17 protein-coding genes and 2 pseudogenes are annotated in these 14,890 nt (G+C 60.0%); 8 read left to right on the top strand and 11 right to left on the bottom strand.

Annotated elements, in window-relative coordinates; genetic code table 11:
* Positions 1-89 precede the first annotated feature (89 nt).
* Positions 90-788: a response regulator transcription factor gene (locus CCK88_RS17205; protein ID WP_086471787.1), complete on the top strand. Its 699-nt coding sequence runs from the start codon at positions 90-92 to the stop codon at positions 786-788.
* 9 nt (positions 789-797) lie between these two features.
* A complete protein-coding gene (locus CCK88_RS17200) occupies positions 798-1,481 on the top strand; it encodes a helix-turn-helix transcriptional regulator (RefSeq protein ID WP_086471786.1) in 684 nt (227 codons plus the stop codon).
* Between the two features lie 351 nt (positions 1,482-1,832).
* Here the strand turns inward: CCK88_RS17200 and CCK88_RS17195 are convergent.
* From CCK88_RS17195 to CCK88_RS17165, 7 genes and pseudogenes are all read right to left on the bottom strand, one after another.
* Positions 1,833-1,973 (bottom strand): annotated as a pseudogene (locus CCK88_RS17195) (manganese catalase family protein); the annotation flags it as partial.
* Between the two features lie 64 nt (positions 1,974-2,037).
* Positions 2,038-2,547: a ferritin-like domain-containing protein gene (locus tag CCK88_RS17190; protein ID WP_086471785.1), complete on the bottom strand. Its 510-nt coding sequence runs from the start codon at positions 2,545-2,547 to the stop codon at positions 2,038-2,040.
* Between the two features lie 47 nt (positions 2,548-2,594).
* Positions 2,595-3,773 carry a zinc-dependent alcohol dehydrogenase gene (locus CCK88_RS17185; protein ID WP_086471784.1) on the bottom strand — a complete coding sequence of 393 codons (1,179 nt, stop codon included), beginning with the start codon at positions 3,771-3,773 and terminating at the stop codon, positions 2,595-2,597.
* Positions 3,773-4,318: an SRPBCC family protein gene (locus tag CCK88_RS17180; RefSeq protein ID WP_170926542.1), complete on the bottom strand. Its 546-nt coding sequence runs from the start codon at positions 4,316-4,318 to the stop codon at positions 3,773-3,775. Before CCK88_RS17180 ends, CCK88_RS17185 begins: the two co-directional genes overlap by 1 nt.
* A 59-nt stretch (positions 4,319-4,377) precedes the next feature.
* Positions 4,378-5,466 (bottom strand): DUF3618 domain-containing protein, encoded by a 1,089-nt coding sequence (locus CCK88_RS17175; RefSeq protein WP_086471782.1) that lies wholly within the window; start codon positions 5,464-5,466, stop codon positions 4,378-4,380.
* On the bottom strand, positions 5,466-5,876 hold the full coding sequence (locus CCK88_RS17170; RefSeq protein ID WP_086471781.1) for a phage holin family protein: 411 nt from the start codon (positions 5,874-5,876) through the stop codon (positions 5,466-5,468). The genes CCK88_RS17175 and CCK88_RS17170 overlap by 1 nt, the downstream gene beginning before the upstream one ends.
* Positions 5,873-6,559, bottom strand: coding sequence for a hypothetical protein (locus CCK88_RS17165; RefSeq protein ID WP_140049034.1), 687 nt, complete (start codon positions 6,557-6,559; stop codon positions 5,873-5,875). The genes CCK88_RS17170 and CCK88_RS17165 overlap by 4 nt, the downstream gene beginning before the upstream one ends.
* 223 nt (positions 6,560-6,782) lie before the next feature.
* Between CCK88_RS17165 and CCK88_RS17160 the strand changes: the two genes are divergently transcribed.
* Entirely contained in the window at positions 6,783-7,790 is a 1,008-nt protein-coding gene (locus CCK88_RS17160) for an SDR family oxidoreductase (protein WP_086471779.1), read from the top strand.
* A 130-nt stretch (positions 7,791-7,920) separates the two neighbouring features.
* Here the strand turns inward: CCK88_RS17160 and CCK88_RS17155 are convergent, their stop codons facing one another.
* On the bottom strand, positions 7,921-8,442 hold the full coding sequence (locus CCK88_RS17155; RefSeq protein WP_170926541.1) for a TetR/AcrR family transcriptional regulator: 522 nt from the start codon (positions 8,440-8,442) through the stop codon (positions 7,921-7,923).
* Between the two features lie 151 nt (positions 8,443-8,593).
* On the opposite strand from CCK88_RS17155, the gene CCK88_RS17150 reads away from it, so the two are divergent.
* Together CCK88_RS17150 and CCK88_RS17145 are read left to right on the top strand one after the other, a co-directional pair.
* Positions 8,594-8,968 carry a hypothetical protein gene (locus CCK88_RS17150; protein ID WP_086471777.1) on the top strand — a complete coding sequence of 125 codons (375 nt, stop codon included), beginning with the start codon at positions 8,594-8,596 and terminating at the stop codon, positions 8,966-8,968.
* Between the two features lie 2 nt (positions 8,969-8,970).
* Positions 8,971-11,142 carry a pyrroloquinoline quinone-dependent dehydrogenase gene (locus tag CCK88_RS17145; protein WP_086471776.1) on the top strand — a complete coding sequence of 724 codons (2,172 nt, stop codon included), beginning with the start codon at positions 8,971-8,973 and terminating at the stop codon, positions 11,140-11,142.
* A 154-nt stretch (positions 11,143-11,296) separates the two neighbouring features.
* On the opposite strand, the gene CCK88_RS17140 is transcribed toward CCK88_RS17145, so the two are convergent.
* Positions 11,297-11,872, bottom strand: a complete 576-nt coding sequence (locus CCK88_RS17140) for a hypothetical protein (protein WP_140049033.1) — start codon at positions 11,870-11,872, stop codon at positions 11,297-11,299.
* 141 nt (positions 11,873-12,013) lie between these two features.
* Here CCK88_RS17140 and CCK88_RS18850 point away from each other — a divergent pair.
* The 3 genes and pseudogenes from CCK88_RS18850 to CCK88_RS17130 form a co-directional block, all read left to right on the top strand.
* Positions 12,014-12,199: pseudogene (locus CCK88_RS18850) on the top strand (LysR family transcriptional regulator); the annotation flags it as partial.
* 21 nt (positions 12,200-12,220) lie between these two features.
* Positions 12,221-12,922 carry a LysR substrate-binding domain-containing protein gene (locus CCK88_RS17135; RefSeq protein ID WP_342068319.1) on the top strand — a complete coding sequence of 234 codons (702 nt, stop codon included), beginning with the start codon at positions 12,221-12,223 and terminating at the stop codon, positions 12,920-12,922.
* Positions 12,923-12,986: 64 nt separating this feature from the next.
* On the top strand, positions 12,987-13,964 hold the full coding sequence (locus tag CCK88_RS17130; protein ID WP_086471773.1) for a LysR substrate-binding domain-containing protein: 978 nt from the start codon (positions 12,987-12,989) through the stop codon (positions 13,962-13,964).
* A gap of 7 nt (positions 13,965-13,971) precedes the next feature.
* Here the strand turns inward: CCK88_RS17130 and CCK88_RS17125 are convergent, their stop codons facing one another.
* On the bottom strand, positions 13,972-14,565 hold the full coding sequence (locus CCK88_RS17125; protein ID WP_086471772.1) for a TRAP transporter large permease subunit: 594 nt from the start codon (positions 14,563-14,565) through the stop codon (positions 13,972-13,974).
* Complete coding sequence (locus CCK88_RS18845; protein WP_342068317.1) at positions 14,550-14,828, bottom strand: DUF6538 domain-containing protein; 279 nt, start codon at positions 14,826-14,828, stop codon at positions 14,550-14,552. The genes CCK88_RS17125 and CCK88_RS18845 overlap by 16 nt, the downstream gene beginning before the upstream one ends.
* Between the last annotated feature and the right edge of the window lie 62 nt (positions 14,829-14,890).

The following is a 14,890-nucleotide window of genomic DNA, read 5'->3' as shown; positions in this document are numbered from 1 at the left end:
TACGATGGCATTTTTCTGGAGACGATCTATTGTAGAAGGATCCGTCGAACACCCTCAAATCACTCCCGTTCCGAAAAATTCTTGGAATAATGCTGGGATTTGCCGAAGACTATCTAGGCCGCGTCCGTTCGGCCAAAAACGATAACGATATCATAGTCCTACTTGGGCGGCTGGCGCACGAGCTCGGCTATCGAAGCGGCTACTTGATCGAATACGCCAATGCCCTCAACGACGCCGTTTCCGTGCTCGACTCCAGTCATGCGCGTGAGGGCTGGTGGGACCGCTACGTTTCCAGCGGCCTGAGGCAGAGCACGAAGTCGCTGCAAGACATCTTGCGGCAAGGCGAGGTGCACTATCTGGGAAAGGACCGGTTTTCCGGGCCGCGCGATCCACTGCTTCATTTCATGGAGCGTGTCGATATGGTCGATGCGGCAGTCGTTCCGATCTCATATGAAACCGAATCGGCCGGCATTATCGCTCTCTGCGGCGGCAAGGTACTGTCGCGAAGCGAGGAGAGTGCACTGCAGCTCGTGTGCTACAGCCTGTTTTCGCGCGCCCGATCGCTGCGGATCAACGGCATCAAGACAGCCTCGGCGACGCTGACCCCGCGGGAACAGGAAGTTATGCTCCTATCCTCCGAGGGCCTGACATCGCAGGAGATCGCCGAACGGCTGGGCATGTCTGCCCGCACCGTAAATCAGCACCTCGACAACGTTTCGGACAAGCTGGGCACCCGAAATCGGGTGCACAGCGTCGCCCAGGCCATTCGCCTCAAAATGCTCCAATAGGATCAGCCGATGCTGCCTTTCGTCGACGTGATCCTGCAACGGTTGCCAGAAACGGAAAGCGACGCCGAACTCGAGATCCTCCTGGGAGATCTGGCGGAGCAACTTGGTTATCGGAGCGCCTACCTCCTTGATTTTCCCGCTGATGCGACCCGGCCGATCCGGCTTTGGGACAGCTTTGCCGAACGCGCCGCGTGGTGGAGGGTCCAGACCGAAAACGGCACCCGCTCGATCAGCCGCTCCTTCGCCGAAGTGCTCACGCGCGGGGCTGTGCAGCACATCCGGATCGATCGCGAGGATCCCCGCTATGATGTTGCGGTAAAGTACGACTTCGACAATGCCACGGTCGTTCCGATCACCTTTGACGCCGAGACCCGCGGCGCCGCTAGCTTTTCTGGCGATCCAGCCGACCTCGACGAAATCGCGCCTTCGCTGCGGATCGTATGCTACGCGCTGTTGACCCAGGCGAGGCTGCTTGGGGGAACACCTGTTCCCACGGCCAGCCTGCTGACGCCGCGCGAACGCCAGGTCATGGAACTATCGGCAGAGGGCCTCACTTCGGAAGGCGTGGCCAACAGGCTCGGCATGTCGGCCCGCACGGTCAACCAGCACCTGGACAATGTCTCCGCCAAGCTCGGCACCCGCAACCGGGTGCACACCGTCGCCGAAGCCATCCGCCGCGGCCTCCTGGGCTAGCGCGACGGCAGCGCGGACGGGTCATGTTTGCAGCCGCGTCTCCGACAACGGCCGCGGCTTCACGCCCGAGAACCACCAACCCGGCCGCGGCCTCTCTAACCGGGCCCGCCGAGCAAGCGCAATCGGCGGACGGACAGAAGTCAGTTCGGGACACGCCGGCAATCAGCTCAGACTGATTCTGCCGACTACGCAGAGTTGAGGGAGCGGGCAGTTCATGCCCGCCTGTGCTTGCGAAGTTGTTGGCGTACAATGGATCGACCAAGCCGCGGGGACGGGCATGATTGGCAAAGTCGGCTTTCAGGGACCGGCCAACGCAACCCCAAGGACCGAATGGGGATGCGCTCCAGCATTGCTTTGGAAAATATAGTTCCCGAGCGTGGACATCTCGCCGTATTTTCCGCCGAGCAACTCCTGCAAAGCGGCGGCAGCGTTGGGGTCCTGCTTCTTGGCAGGCGGGAGTTCGGTGATCAGTCGGTCGACACGCATGAACATGGTTGTTCTCCGATGTTAATGGCTTGAAACAGAAAGACCGGCGGGTGAGCGCCGGTCTCGTGGTTCACTTCTTGGCGGTTTCGCCCGCTTCCTTGAGCGCCGCAAATTGCAGCGTCACGGTTTCGATGTTGGCATCGAGCCATTCGGCCATGGCGATCTCTTCATCGAGATTGGCTTCGAGCGCCTCGATGGCTTGCGTGTTGCCGGAGGCTTCGGCCAGAGCGATTAGAGACTTGTAGGCGGCGATCTCAAAATTCTCGAAAGCGAAGTTGGCGAAGGAGTTCTTGACGATCTCATCGGGAGCGACAGTATGTCCAACTGCCGCAAAGGTTCCGGCTAGGGATAACGCCATGTCCTTGAGAGCGGAACGGTCTTCGTCCAAGCCATCAAGGATGGCTTCGAGCCGCTCGATCTGTCCTTCTGTTTCCGTGATGTGGCGCTTCAACATTGCCTCGACATCAGGATAGTTCTCGATGCGGCTGGCCTGCGGCTTCATGATGGATAGCGCCTGGTTTTCCATGGCGTGGGCATTCTTAAGCCCGGTGACAAAAAGATCGTGGGACGATGTGGTCATCCGTGGTCTCCAGATGCGATTGTTAATGAGGCTGGTTCGAAAAAGGCTCAGGCCATGCCCGGCTTGAGCACCACCTTGGTCCATTCGTTCTGCTTGTCGTGAAAGTTCTTGTAGCCAGTCGGCGCGTCCTCGAGGGACAGCCGGTGGCTGATCAGAAAGGTCGTGTCGATCTCGCCTTCCTGGATCCGGCGCAGCAGATCGTGGGTGTACTTCTGGGTGTGGGTCTGGCCGCCCTTGATCTGGAGACCCTTCTCCATCATCGCGCCCAGGGGCCACTTGTCGAGCATGCCGCCATAGACGCCTGGGACCGAAACGCGCCCTCCCTTTCGAACCGCCAGGATCGCCTGGCGCAGGGCATGGCCGCGATCGGCCCCCGGACCGATCTTTTGCTTGATGAGGTCGAGGACATTGTCGGCGACAAAGCCATGCGCTTCCATGCCCACGGCATCGATCACGGCATCGGGTCCGAGTCCGCCGGTCATTTCCATCAGCGCCTCGCGGACATGCGTCTCTTCGAAGTTGATGATCTTGGCACCGAACTTCGTCGCCAGTTCCAGCCGATGGGGGTGATGGTCGATGACGATCACCTGTTCGGCGCCCATGATGACTGCACTCTGGACGGCGAAAAGGCCGACGGGACCTGCGCCCCATATCGCGACTGTGTCGCCGGGCGTGATCTGGGCGTTTTCAGCAGCCATCCATCCCGTCGGCAGAATATCGGACAAGAACAGGACGTCATCGTCCTCCATGCCGTCGGGAACAACGATTGGGCCAACATCGGAGAATGGCACGCGTACATATTCCGCCTGGCCGCCGGCATAGCCGCCGGTGAGATGCGAATAACCGAAGGCTGCGCCCATGGCGTGGCCATAAAGCATTTCGGATGCATCCTGTTTTTCAACCGGATTTCCGTTGTCGCAGGCGGAGAACTGCTGCTGCTGGCAGAAGAAGCATTGTCCGCAAGAAATGGTGAAGGGAACAACGACGCGCTGGCCCTTGGTGAGCGTGCTCCTGGGGCCGACCTCGACGACCTCACCCATGAATTCATGGCCCAGAATGTCGCCCGATTTCATGCCCGGGATGACACCATCGTAAAGATGCAGATCCGATCCGCAGATTGCCGTGGACGTCACCTTGAGGATGACGTCACGCGGATTGATAATCTCGGGATCGGGGTGAGTATCGACGCGAACGTCGTTGTTGCCGTGCCAGGTCAGGGCGCGCATCAGTGCTCTCCATCGGTGGATTTGGTATTGGCTCCGGTGGCGATTTCGCCCGTTTCCATGAGCATCTTGAACCGCTTCAGCTCATGTCGCGCCTGGATATTGGGCTCGGCGCGGAAGAGCTTGGCGATCAGTCGCCCGACGTCACCACCGGGGGGCTCATATGCGATCTCCGCAGTCACCACGGTGCCGCGGCCAGCAGGGGCGTCGGCGAATGTCACAAGCCCGACCGTTCTGACCTGTGACTGTTCGGTCGACCGCCAGCCGATCGTGTCGTTCTCCCGCACCGCGGTCGTTTCGGTCTCGATGGTCACGTGCTGACCGGCCGGCGCCTTGATCGTCCAGGTCGAGCGCTGGTTGTCATGCGCCTCTATCTTTTCGATGGCGTTCATGAAGGTTGGAAGGTTGCTGAAGTCGCGCCAGTAGGCGAAGAGTTCGGCGCGAGGTCGATTGATAAGGATGCTCTTGCCGACAATGGCAAGCTCACCGTCTTTGTCATCCTTTTGCGCGCGTTTGGGGGCGTCGTCGTGGGATTGCTCGTGTGCCATCTGATGCATCTCTCTATGGCTTGGATTGCAAAAGGGGAGGCACAGGCCTCCCCCAAACATTAGGTACTGGAACTGTCGGAACGGGCCGGGCCGGACGGTTCGGCAGCAGCCGCAACGCCATCCTTGGCCTGCTGATAGACCTCGCCAACTTTTTCGGTTGCCGTCGAATAGAGGTCGGCGGCTTTGTCCTTGCCCTGGTCATAGAGCTCGGAGGCGGTCTCAACGACCTTGCCCTTGAGGACGTCGGAGGCCTCACCCACCAGGGCATCTTCCTGTGGCGTATGCGGCAGGGTCGAACCCAAAGCTGCGCCGAGTGCAAAGGCCAAGGCACCACCTACCAGCGGTTGGTCACGGAACTGGTTGAGAATTGTCTGGTTGAGATGTTCCATCTGCCCTTGCAGAGCATCGCTTGCATGGCCGGCTTTCGCTTTGCCCGAGCTGGCCTGCGACTGCACAGCATCGCGGGCATCGTGCATCTTCTCCCGGGCCTTCTGCCAGGTATGGGAGGCCCAGCCAGAGGCCTCCCCGAGCAGGTTGCCGGCTTCATCGCGGAAATGCTCGATCTGTTCACCGGCGTCGTTGGTGAAGCCCTTGAAGCGGTTGCCGGCCTCGTCGATGAAATGACCGGCGCGATTGCCGCTCTTGTCCGAGCGGGCCCGAAACTTCTTGCCGGCATCGTCGGTGAATTCGCTATAGGTATCGCCGCGTTCATCGGCCGAGTTTCCCAGCCGCTGCAGGCTGGTCCCGCTGATGACCGTCACCGGATAGTCCTCGTATTCGTCCACATCGGCGCTTGTGGTGGCCTGGTAGCCGCGCCGGCGATTGATGCTGTCATCCCAGTGGCGATCGCTGCGGATGGTGCTTGCCTCGTCCCTGTCGGCGGTCGTCGCTGAGGCAGGCTTGGCCATCAGCCAGGCAAGACTGACGCCCAGCAATGCCACTGGCAGCGGATTGGCGGTGACATTGCGTTGGAGGCTGGCGACGAACTCGCCCCCGCCGCCCTTGGTGTAAGCGAGCAGCTCATCGACGAGTTGCCCCGGCGAAAGCTTTTCCTGGATCTGGTCGATCGTGCTTTCGACCCGAGTGCGCTGCTGTTCGATCTCGCGTTGCAGTTCTGCCGAACTCTTATTGTCGCTGTCGTAAGCCATCACAGCCTCTCCTTGACGATGTCGGCGTCTCGTCCGAGAGACGCTGCGGTGCGGTTCATGTTCAGATTGCTGGCCTTGAGGGCATGGAGGCCCCGTCCGATAAAGGACCAGGCTATGAGCCCTACCACCACGGTCACGACGACCGCTGAAAGGGCATTGGCGAGCGTGGGGTCGATGCCCATATTGACCAAAAGGGACGCAAGCAGTGATACGACCGCGGCGAGCAACACGCCCAACGCGCCCAAGGCCAGCACGCCGCCAATGGCGATGGCGCCGGCTGCGCCAATGATGTCGGACAGCTTTTCAGATGCCTCGACCTTGGCCAGCTGCACTTCCTTGCGGAAGAGCGTTGACAGGTCGGTGACCAGGCCACCCAGCAGGTCTGCGATAGGTCGATTTTCCCCGCTCATGACTTGCCTCCCGCACGCTGGCCGGCTGCCACACCCTGTTCATAGCTCGAGGTGCCTTGCCGCTGGTCACTGCCACCGCCTTCACCGCTGACTTGCGGACGTATCTTGCTGTCACGACGATGGTTCGAGGCCAGTGCGAAACGGCTGGCGACGAAGCCCGCCAGCGCCGCCGCGCCCAAAAAGGCTACCGGCTGCTTGCGGCCAAAATCCTGGGCCAGCCCCATCAGATCGTCGACGTCACGCTCTTTAATGGTCTTGCCCATGCTTGATAGGCCCGACGCCAGGTCGCGAGCATAGCGCGCCACAGTCTGCTGTTCGCTGCCCAGTTCGTCGGCAACCTTATTGATCGCGGCCGCCACACCATTGATTTGGTTCGCAGCCAGGTCTTTCTGGTCGCCGGCAAAGCCCTTTGCCTTGTCCTTTACCTCGGAGATTTTTTCGCTCGCCTCATGGCCAAGCTTTCGCGCGTCGGCCTTGGCCTGGCCGGCAATTGCGTCGAGGTCGTGCCGGGCCTGATCGGTCACAATGCCAATGTCGTGGCCAACCTGTTCCTTGAGTTGACTATCCGGGCTGTCCTGCCCCTGCGATTGGTTGGGATCCTCTATGCTCATCTGCGCACTCCTATGGGGGCATTGCTGCGGGTCGAGAGGCCGGTGAATGGCTTGTCGCGTCAGAGGTTCCAAATATTGTTTATTATCAATATTTTAGACGATTGGCCGTAGTCTGCCGTCGCGCGAACTGAGCGTTCGGCGCGCGGTTTGAGGCGGTATCGGGTTCACGCGAGATCAAGCGGCCAACGGTCCGGTGCCCTCACCGTTCCATGGAATTTCGGAGCTTTGTCGGCGCCTTAAACACTCGGCAACCCATAGAGCGGTCGGCCGTTGGGCGGACGAAGAGGAGCCTTCCATGTCCCATAAATTGTTGAAGCTCGAAAAGCAGACGATCGTCATAACCGGCGCCAGTTCAGGCATTGGTCTCGCCACGGGGCGTCTGGCGGCTAACCGTGGCGCGCGGGTCGTCCTGGCAGCCCGGGACGAGATCGCCCTTGCCGAGATTTCGGGAAAGCTCAATGCTGCCGGCGGCACGACAATCTTCGTTCCCACTGACGTTGCCGATCAGGAACAGATTGACCGCCTCGCGGCACGGACCATCGAGCAATTCGGTGGGTTTGACAGCTGGGTCAACAATGCTGGGGTGGGCATAATCAGCACGGCCGAGGAAATCAGCAGTGCCGATCATCACAGGCTTTTTGAGGTCAATTACTTCGGACTGGTCTATGGGTCGTTGGCTGCCGCGAGCCACTATCGGGCAACCGGGAAGCCCGGAGCGATCATAAATCTGGGCTCAGCGGTTTCGGACATGCCGCAGATGCTGTCGGTCGCCTATTCCGCCAGCAAACATGCGATCAAAGGCTTCACCGATGGCCTCCGCATCGAGCTTAACCAAGAAGGCCTGCCAATCTCGGTGACGCTCATCAAACCAAGCGCCATCGACACGCGTTTCTTCGACCACGCCAAAAGCAACGTCGGTGGAATGGGCCAGGCTCCAGGCAGCAACTACGCACCCGAAGTTGTTGCCGAGGCCATCCTTTTTGCCGCGCAGCACCACCGGCGAGACATCGCCGTGGGCAATACTTCGCTGTTGGGCGGCCGCTTGGCATCCATGGCACCGGGCGTGATCGACACGGTGCAGCAGAACTGGAGCTATGACCAACTGGTCGACTACGGCCACATGCCCGAGGCGGAAAACCTTCATGACGTCCCTTCAGAAGGCCATGAAACGTCACGTTTCGGTCATGGACGCAATGTCAGCGTCACCACGATGGCGCAGATGCACCCTATGCTAAGTCTTGGCGCGCTCGTGGTGGCCAGCGCAGCGGTCATCTTGGCAATCGGCAATTCGCGGCGGCACTGAACTATGGTCCAGGGCCTCCATTTCGGACCATTCCGCGAGAGCTGGGCTTACTTGTGCATCGACGGCATCTTCCTCCAGTGCGTCAGCGAAACCAGCGGCACTTCAATTGCGTCACGTGCGAACTGTTGAGTCACCGCAAGGCGCGAAGGGCAAGATCCAATACCAGAGGCTCAGCCTGCTGACGGTCGGCGAACGGGCTGCCAGCTAGCGCCCCGGCCATCATATTGACCACCGTGGCGACCATGCGGACATCAATATCGGTTCGGAATCCATCAATGTGCCGCTCTAGCATCACACTGAGGTGGCCGAAGTAACGGTCCGAGAAGCGATGGTCATTGTTAATCAGATAGACCAGCCCCCCCGTCCTCACCAATTGTGCCAACACCTCGGTGAGATAGCTGACCAAGGTGTCTGACGGAGACATGCCCCGTTCGACGATGTCGTCGAGCTTGTCGAGGTTATTGGACATGATTGCATGAACAAGCTCGATACGACTTTCGAAATTTCGGTAGAGCGTGGCGCGGCCTACATTGGCGGCAACACAGATTTCGTTCAGGGGAACCTCTAACCCCTTTTCGGCAAAGACCATTTCTGCCGCTTCCAAGATTGCCTGACGGCGAGCTTGTGCATCCTTGCGCGACGGCTTTTTCATCATGGGCACCTATTGACTCAAAGCGGACACAGGTGTCCATTTAGATTTCCGCCGACCCTCGGCGGACCGTTCGCATCCTGTCGCAATAACAGAGCCAGCCCTAGCTGGCCATGCCGGGTGCGGGCGATGAGGTCATTCGGAGGCAATAGAAATGTCTAATCCGGCAGCGGGTGCTTGGACCCGCCTGCTTGCGCCGCGCATACTTGCGGTGCTGATCGCCCTTATCGGCCTGGTGCTGACCTGGGGCGGCGTGCAACTGGTCGCTCTTGGCGGCTCTCCTTACTACGTCATCACCGGCTTGGCGTGTCTTGCAAGTGCTTTCCTTCTCTGGACCGGCAAGATGCTGGGCGTCTGGATCTTTGCTGCCATGCTTGCCTGGACGCTGGTCTGGGCCATCTGGGAAGTCGGCTTCGACGGCTGGGCTCTGATGCCGCGGATCGTCGGTCCCTTTGTCATCGGTCTTTATATGGCCCTCCCTTTCAACTGGCGCCCCCTCGAGGGCGCCCCGATGCGCAAGGCGGCCTGAGCATGACATCGCACAAAACTCTCACCGCCCTGATGGCGGCCAGCGTCATGGCGCTGCCCATGCTGGCTCTGGCGCAGGACACTACTGTCTCGCCCTCGATCGAAGAAGGCGCGCCGCAGCAGAATACCCTGCCCACGTCACCCGACGTTTCCACACCAGTGGTGGTGGAGGAAGGCCAGGATGAGCCGGTGACGACAACCGGTCCGGCGGCAGCGCCGGCAATTGAAGGACCCGCGACGGAAGTCGACGCCGGTGAAGCGACGACGCCCGGTGCCCGCATCCCCGGCCTGCCGGTGCCTGCCAATGAATGGCGCTATGCCAGTGGTGCTGCCAACGGCGCCAAGTTCGCGCCGTTCGACCAGATCACGCCCGAAAATGCCGGACAGCTCGAACTGGCCTGGCAGGTCGATTTCCCGACCGATGTTACCATGTTCAACGGCATCACTGCCGCTCCGATCCAGGTCGGCGACACACTTTATGGGTGTACCAACAACAACCTGATCTTTGCGCTTGATGCAGAAAACGGTGAACAGCGTTGGCGCTTCGACCCTGGCTCGGACCTTTCTGGCGTCATGTCGAAGAAGTGCCGGAGCGTCTCCTACTACGAAGCATCGCAGCCGATCGAGGAGTGCCAGGCGCGTATTCTGGCCGCCACAGTGGACGCAAGGCTCTTTGCCATCGACGCCCGCTCTGGGGAACTGTGCACCAGCTTTGGCGAAGAAGGCTTTGTCGATCTGTTGACCGACATGGGTCCGGTCAAAAAAGGTTTTGTGCTCTCCACCTCCGGCCCAACCGTTACCAATGGCGTTGCCGTGATCGGCGGTTGGATTTCGGATGGCCAAGAGGTAGGTGAACCTTCCGGCGTTGTTCGCGCCTTCGATGCTGTGACCGGCGACTTTGTGTGGGCCTTCGATCCGGGCAATCCTGACTTCCATGGCCGTCCGCCAGAAGGCGAATTCTACGAGCGCGGAAGCCCTAATGCGTGGGGACTGTTCAGTGCCGACGAAGAAAACGGGCTCGTGTTCATCACCACTGGCAATGCCACGCCCGACTATTGGGGTGCGCATCGCAGCGAGAACTTTGAGGAATTCACCTCGTCGGTCGTGGCTCTAGATTCGGCCACCGGCGATGTCCGCTGGCACTTCCGAACCGTCAATCACGACATCTGGGATTATGACGTTGGCACGCAGCCGGCGCTGGTCGACCTACCTGGTCCCGATGGCGAGGTGATCCCGGCGCTGCTGCAGGGCACCAAGCGCGGTCAGGTCTTTACCTTCAATCGCCTGACCGGCGAGCCGATCGATCCGATCGAGCAGCGTCCGGTGCCTCAGGGCGCGGCGGAGGGCGATTTCACAGCTGAAACCCAGCCTTATCCGACCAACATGCCTGCTTTCACGGGCCCCGACCTCACCGAAGCGGACATGTGGGGCATCACGCCGATCGACCAGATGCTGTGCCGCCTGGAGTTTCAGCGCCTGCGTTATGAAGGCCAGTTCACACCGCCATCGGTGGGCGGCAGCCTGCAGTTTCCGGGCTATATCGGCGGCATCAACTGGGGTGGCGTCTCGGTGCATCAGGATGAAAAGATCATGATCGCCAACTGGACCCGCATGCCCAATCGCGTGCAACTGATCCCGCGCGAGGAAGCCGATCGCCGTGGCTGGGACGCTGCAGATGCCGAGGGTAATTTCTCGGTTTCGATGGCGCTCGGCGCGCCCCAGATGGGTACGCCATTTGCGGTAACCAACGAGCCGTTCATGTCGCCGCTCAAAGTGCCGTGCCTGCGCCCGCCTTATGGCATGCTGACTGCCGTGGACCTCGAAACCTATGAAGTGCTGTGGAGCCGCCCGATCGGCACCGCTGCCAATTCGGGGCCGTTCGGTATCAAGTCTGGCCTGACCTGGCAGCTGGGCGCCCCGATGACCGGCGGTACGCTCGTGACCGAGACTGGCGTAGTGGTGTTTGGTGGTTCGCAGGACGGCTATATTCGTGCCGTCGATATGGCGACCGGCGAAGAACTTTGGACCCAGAAGTTGCCCAATGGCGCGTCCGCCACGCCGATGAGCTATGTCAGCCCTTCGGGTAAACAGTTTATCGTGATCGCCGCTTCGGGGGCCACAGGTCTCTACGATAACCTGAACGGATACCTCGTGGCTTACGCTTTGCCTGATTGATGGCCCCGGGGGCCGACCTCGGTTCGGCCCCCGGATTTTTGACGTTGAATCGATCTGAGGAGGGGTTGAGGCAGCTTTCGGCACATGAGAAATTGTCCCGAGGTCCAACTTTCGGGATGGAGAGCGGAAAGGCGCGTGCGGCGGCCAACACTCGCTACTCGCCGGATCGGCCCTTTAGGAACGGCCGCATTGTTCGCGCCATTTCTCCGGCCATTTCAATCCGCCTGATCCACTGCAGTGCGTCCGAGTCATAGCTGTCCGCCTCGGCGCCGAACTCGTCGAGCGTCCGGTACGAGAGCCCATGCGCTTCGACATAACCCACGCGATACCCGAGGCTTTCTACCAGCAAGGGCCATTCGACATCATTGGCGATACTGTCGACCCCACTTTTCGCGACGAGGTCGATCGCAACTGCTCGATCCATGCGACGGATCGCAAAGAGTAAGTCTGCGCGTCGCCCCGACATCAATTCATATGCGCGGTTAACCGGCACTTCGGTCTCGCGCAGTCTCTGCGGTATGCGCTGCATCGCCTCTTCTGTTCGGCCGATTATGAGCAACTCCGCCGCTGGCTGGCTCGCAAAGCATTTGCCCATCTCCTCGGCGTCGACCTCGATCCAACGCAGCACATGATCGATGTCAGAATACAGCACCCGTGTTTCGTCGAGCCTAAGCGCTAGCCCAACCGCATCCCTGCGCGCCTTGCCGATGAAAAACAGTAAAAGGTTCACCGCCACCCGCTAAGGACACTGACGTCTCGCTTTTTGTTTCAACCAAACTATTAAGCGAAAGCGCTCGGGCAATCCATCACTTTAGGATTGATGACAAGCGGCGGTGCCCTTAGTGTTTATGAATGATCGGGAACGTCACAATTGCCGCTTAACAACGTCTCGCTCACAGGGTTAAAATCTTTCGAATCGGCGGCCCGGCTTGGTTCATTTAAGGATGCTGCGCGGGAGCTCAGACTGTCTTCGAGCGCCGTCAGCCACGCCGTTTCAGCACTTGAGCAGACGCTGGGCGTCACACTGTTCGAGAGGTCCCATCGGCGGGTGGTCCTCACGGCCGATGGCAGCCTGCTTATGCGGCATGCCACCGCCGCTTTTGAGGAACTTCAGTCCGGACTTGAGCAGATTTCGGCACAACGGTCGGGATTATTGCGCCTGCATTGTGCTCCGAGTTTTGCGATCCAGGTGCTCTCCCCACGCCTGCCGGCATTTCTTGAGCAGAACCCGGGCGTTGAGGTCAAGATCGCCGCCAGTGCCGGCGCCGCAAAGTTTCCCGAAGGGGCGTTCGACGCCGATATCGTCTACGGCGCCTCCCCCCGTGATGACCTGGTGACACTCCCTCTGGGCGAGGAAATCGTCGTGCCCCTGTGTACGCCGGCAATAGCGAACCAGATACACACCGTGCGTGACTTGGCCCACATGACGCTGATCAGAAGCGATCTGAAACGCGTGCAATGGACCGAATGGCTCAGCCTCAACGGTTTCAGCTTCACTGCGGTGCCGGGCATGAGTTTCGATCGCAGCTTTCTGGCCATTGCCGCAGCGTCAAACGGGCTCGGAGTGGCGCTCGAGTCTACGCGCCTTGCCGAGCCGGAACTGACGGCCGGACGCCTGGTCATTCCGCTCGCCGGGGCATTCCGGCCCTACCGCTATGTCGGGCATTTCCTGTGTTTTCCGCGATCCGGCGGCAATCGCCGGGTCGTCAATCGCTTCGCCGAATGGCTTGTGGGCGAGTTCTCACTGGACCCAGTGCTCGATCCACGCGCTCCAGCGTAAGCAAGCAACTTGCCGATCCTAGCTGAAGTTATACTGTAGCTCAGCTTAACGGACAGCGGCGGACATGCGCGACATCAATCTCAAAGGAACGCTGTATTTCGAAGGCGTGGCGCGGCTTGGCTCGGTCACCAAGGCGGCCAGCGAACTGGGAGTATCGCCTTCCGCCGTTAGCCAGCAGATCGTTGCTTTGGAAGCCCAGTTCGGGGTCAAACTGTTCAAGCGCGAAAAGCGCCGCCTGGTTCTGACTATCGATGGCGATCGCCTGTACCAGACCACCAGCCAGGCTTTTGGCGCCCTTCGTAACGTGCGGAACGCGATTTCGCGGCAAAAGGAAGTGCGCAATCTCAGCATCAGAGTCAGTCCCAGTTTCGGGGTACGCTGGCTGGGGCCGCGCATGGCCAGTTTCTCCAATGCCAATCCGGAGTGGAACCTGCGGGTCGATGCGACGCCGGATTTCACCTATTTCGATACCGAGGCCATTGACCTCGACCTACGCTATGGACATGGCGGCTGGAGTGGGCTGTCGGTCACCTGCATCATGAACGACCTCGTCATGCCAATGTGCAGCCCCGAATATCTCGCAGAACTACGCGCGCATTCGGACGACATCGGCCAGCAATTGCAGAAGGCACGGCTGATAGACAGCGTCAAAATGCTGTTCCGCTGGGACTTGTGGCTGGCCTATCACCGCATCACGCTTGATGCGGTGCAGTATCCGTTCCGGTTCGATCGCTCGACCATGTCGATCGAACTGGCCAAGCAGGGCGGCGGCATTGCGCTCGACAGCGTCAATCTATGCCTGCCCGAATTGCAGCGGGGCGAACTAGTGCCCTTCTGTCCGCAGTTCGAGGTTATTCACTTTCCGGCCTACTGGCTGGTCTGTCCGCAGCGCCATCTAAATCGCCGTATCGTCAACCTGTTTGCCGAATGGATCACCCGGCAATGCCGGCTGCACGAATTAAACGTGCACGATTACCTGCATGGTGCCGGGTGCTTTTTCGAAGATCCCACGGAGCTGAACGTGATGAGTTCAGCTCCGTAGCCTAGGCTCAGTAAAGCGTTAGTGCGGGCACGTAGGAAATTAGTCCCAAGACGATCAGCGCCACCAGGTAGAACGGTACCAGCGCCTTGACTGTGGCCCCAATCCCGACTTTAGCGATGGAGGCAGAGATGAAAAGGGTTGTTCCTACCGGCGGGGTATAGAGGCCGATTGACAGATTGACTGCAATCATCAGCCCGAGTTGCACAGGGTCGAGGCCGATCGCTGCGCCAACTTGGGCCAAAATCGGGGTGAGCAGCAGCACCGCCGCCGGCATATCCATGAATGCTCCAACCAAGAGCATCACCAGGTTCATGGCCAGAATCACCATCCATGGCTCACTGAACGCGCCGGTGACCCATTGCGCCAGCAGAAACGGAACGCGCTCCGCGGTCAACACCCATTGGATCGTCGAGGACGCCATGATGATGAACATGACGGCGCCGGTCATGATCACGGTCGCCACGACAGCATCCCAGAGCGTTTTCAATGTGAGGTCGCGATAGACCAAGCTGGAGATAACGAGGGCGTAGGCCACAGCTAGAACGCCGATTTCGGTCGGTGTCGCCACGCCGAAGCGCAGCGTGGTTATGATGAAGACCACTGGCTACCCTTGCGATCGAAATCGTCCATGACGTGGTCGAGAACGGCACTCAAGGCATCACGCGCGCCGGGCGAAAGCCCTTCGTCACGCAATACCGCAAATGCATCCTCGACCAGCAACACCAGTGTCCAAGCCCTTTGTCGGGCCACCCGTGCATTGCTTGTGCGCAAGGATCGCCGGATGTCCGAATGTCCGAGGCGATCGACCAGGTCGACGGGGACCGACTTGCAGAACCAGAAGACCGGACCTCGCTGGTGAATCAAAGATGCGATAGACTTACGCAAGGAACAAACACCCCATCGGAACGTGACGGGCTGCTGTGACA

The sequence above is a fragment of the Devosia lucknowensis genome, from assembly GCF_900177655.1.
GTDB lineage: Bacteria > Pseudomonadota > Alphaproteobacteria > Rhizobiales > Devosiaceae > Devosia > Devosia lucknowensis.
Note: the sequence above shows the minus strand (reverse complement) of the source record. Positions and strands in the feature narration are given on the sequence as shown.

Coding starts and splice junctions, on each gene's coding strand:
- CCK88_RS17205 (WP_086471787.1), top strand. CDS start 90: ATGCTGGGATTTGCCGAAGACTATCTAGGCCGCGTCCGTTCGGCCAAA.
- CCK88_RS17180 (WP_170926542.1), bottom strand. CDS start 4,318: ATGGCACACGAGCAATCCCACGACGACGCCCCCAAACGCGCGCAAAAG.
- CCK88_RS17155 (WP_170926541.1), bottom strand. CDS start 8,442: ATGAAAAAGCCGTCGCGCAAGGATGCACAAGCTCGCCGTCAGGCAATC.
- CCK88_RS17150 (WP_086471777.1), top strand. CDS start 8,594: ATGTCTAATCCGGCAGCGGGTGCTTGGACCCGCCTGCTTGCGCCGCGC.
- CCK88_RS17130 (WP_086471773.1), top strand. CDS start 12,987: ATGCGCGACATCAATCTCAAAGGAACGCTGTATTTCGAAGGCGTGGCG.
- CCK88_RS17160 (WP_086471779.1), top strand. CDS start 6,783: ATGTCCCATAAATTGTTGAAGCTCGAAAAGCAGACGATCGTCATAACC.
- CCK88_RS17200 (WP_086471786.1), top strand. CDS start 798: ATGCTGCCTTTCGTCGACGTGATCCTGCAACGGTTGCCAGAAACGGAA.
- CCK88_RS17170 (WP_086471781.1), bottom strand. CDS start 5,876: ATGAGCGGGGAAAATCGACCTATCGCAGACCTGCTGGGTGGCCTGGTC.
- CCK88_RS17190 (WP_086471785.1), bottom strand. CDS start 2,547: ATGACCACATCGTCCCACGATCTTTTTGTCACCGGGCTTAAGAATGCC.
- CCK88_RS17135 (WP_342068319.1), top strand. CDS start 12,221: ATGCGGCATGCCACCGCCGCTTTTGAGGAACTTCAGTCCGGACTTGAG.
- CCK88_RS17145 (WP_086471776.1), top strand. CDS start 8,971: ATGACATCGCACAAAACTCTCACCGCCCTGATGGCGGCCAGCGTCATG.
- CCK88_RS17175 (WP_086471782.1), bottom strand. CDS start 5,466: ATGGCTTACGACAGCGACAATAAGAGTTCGGCAGAACTGCAACGCGAG.
- CCK88_RS17185 (WP_086471784.1), bottom strand. CDS start 3,773: ATGCGCGCCCTGACCTGGCACGGCAACAACGACGTTCGCGTCGATACT.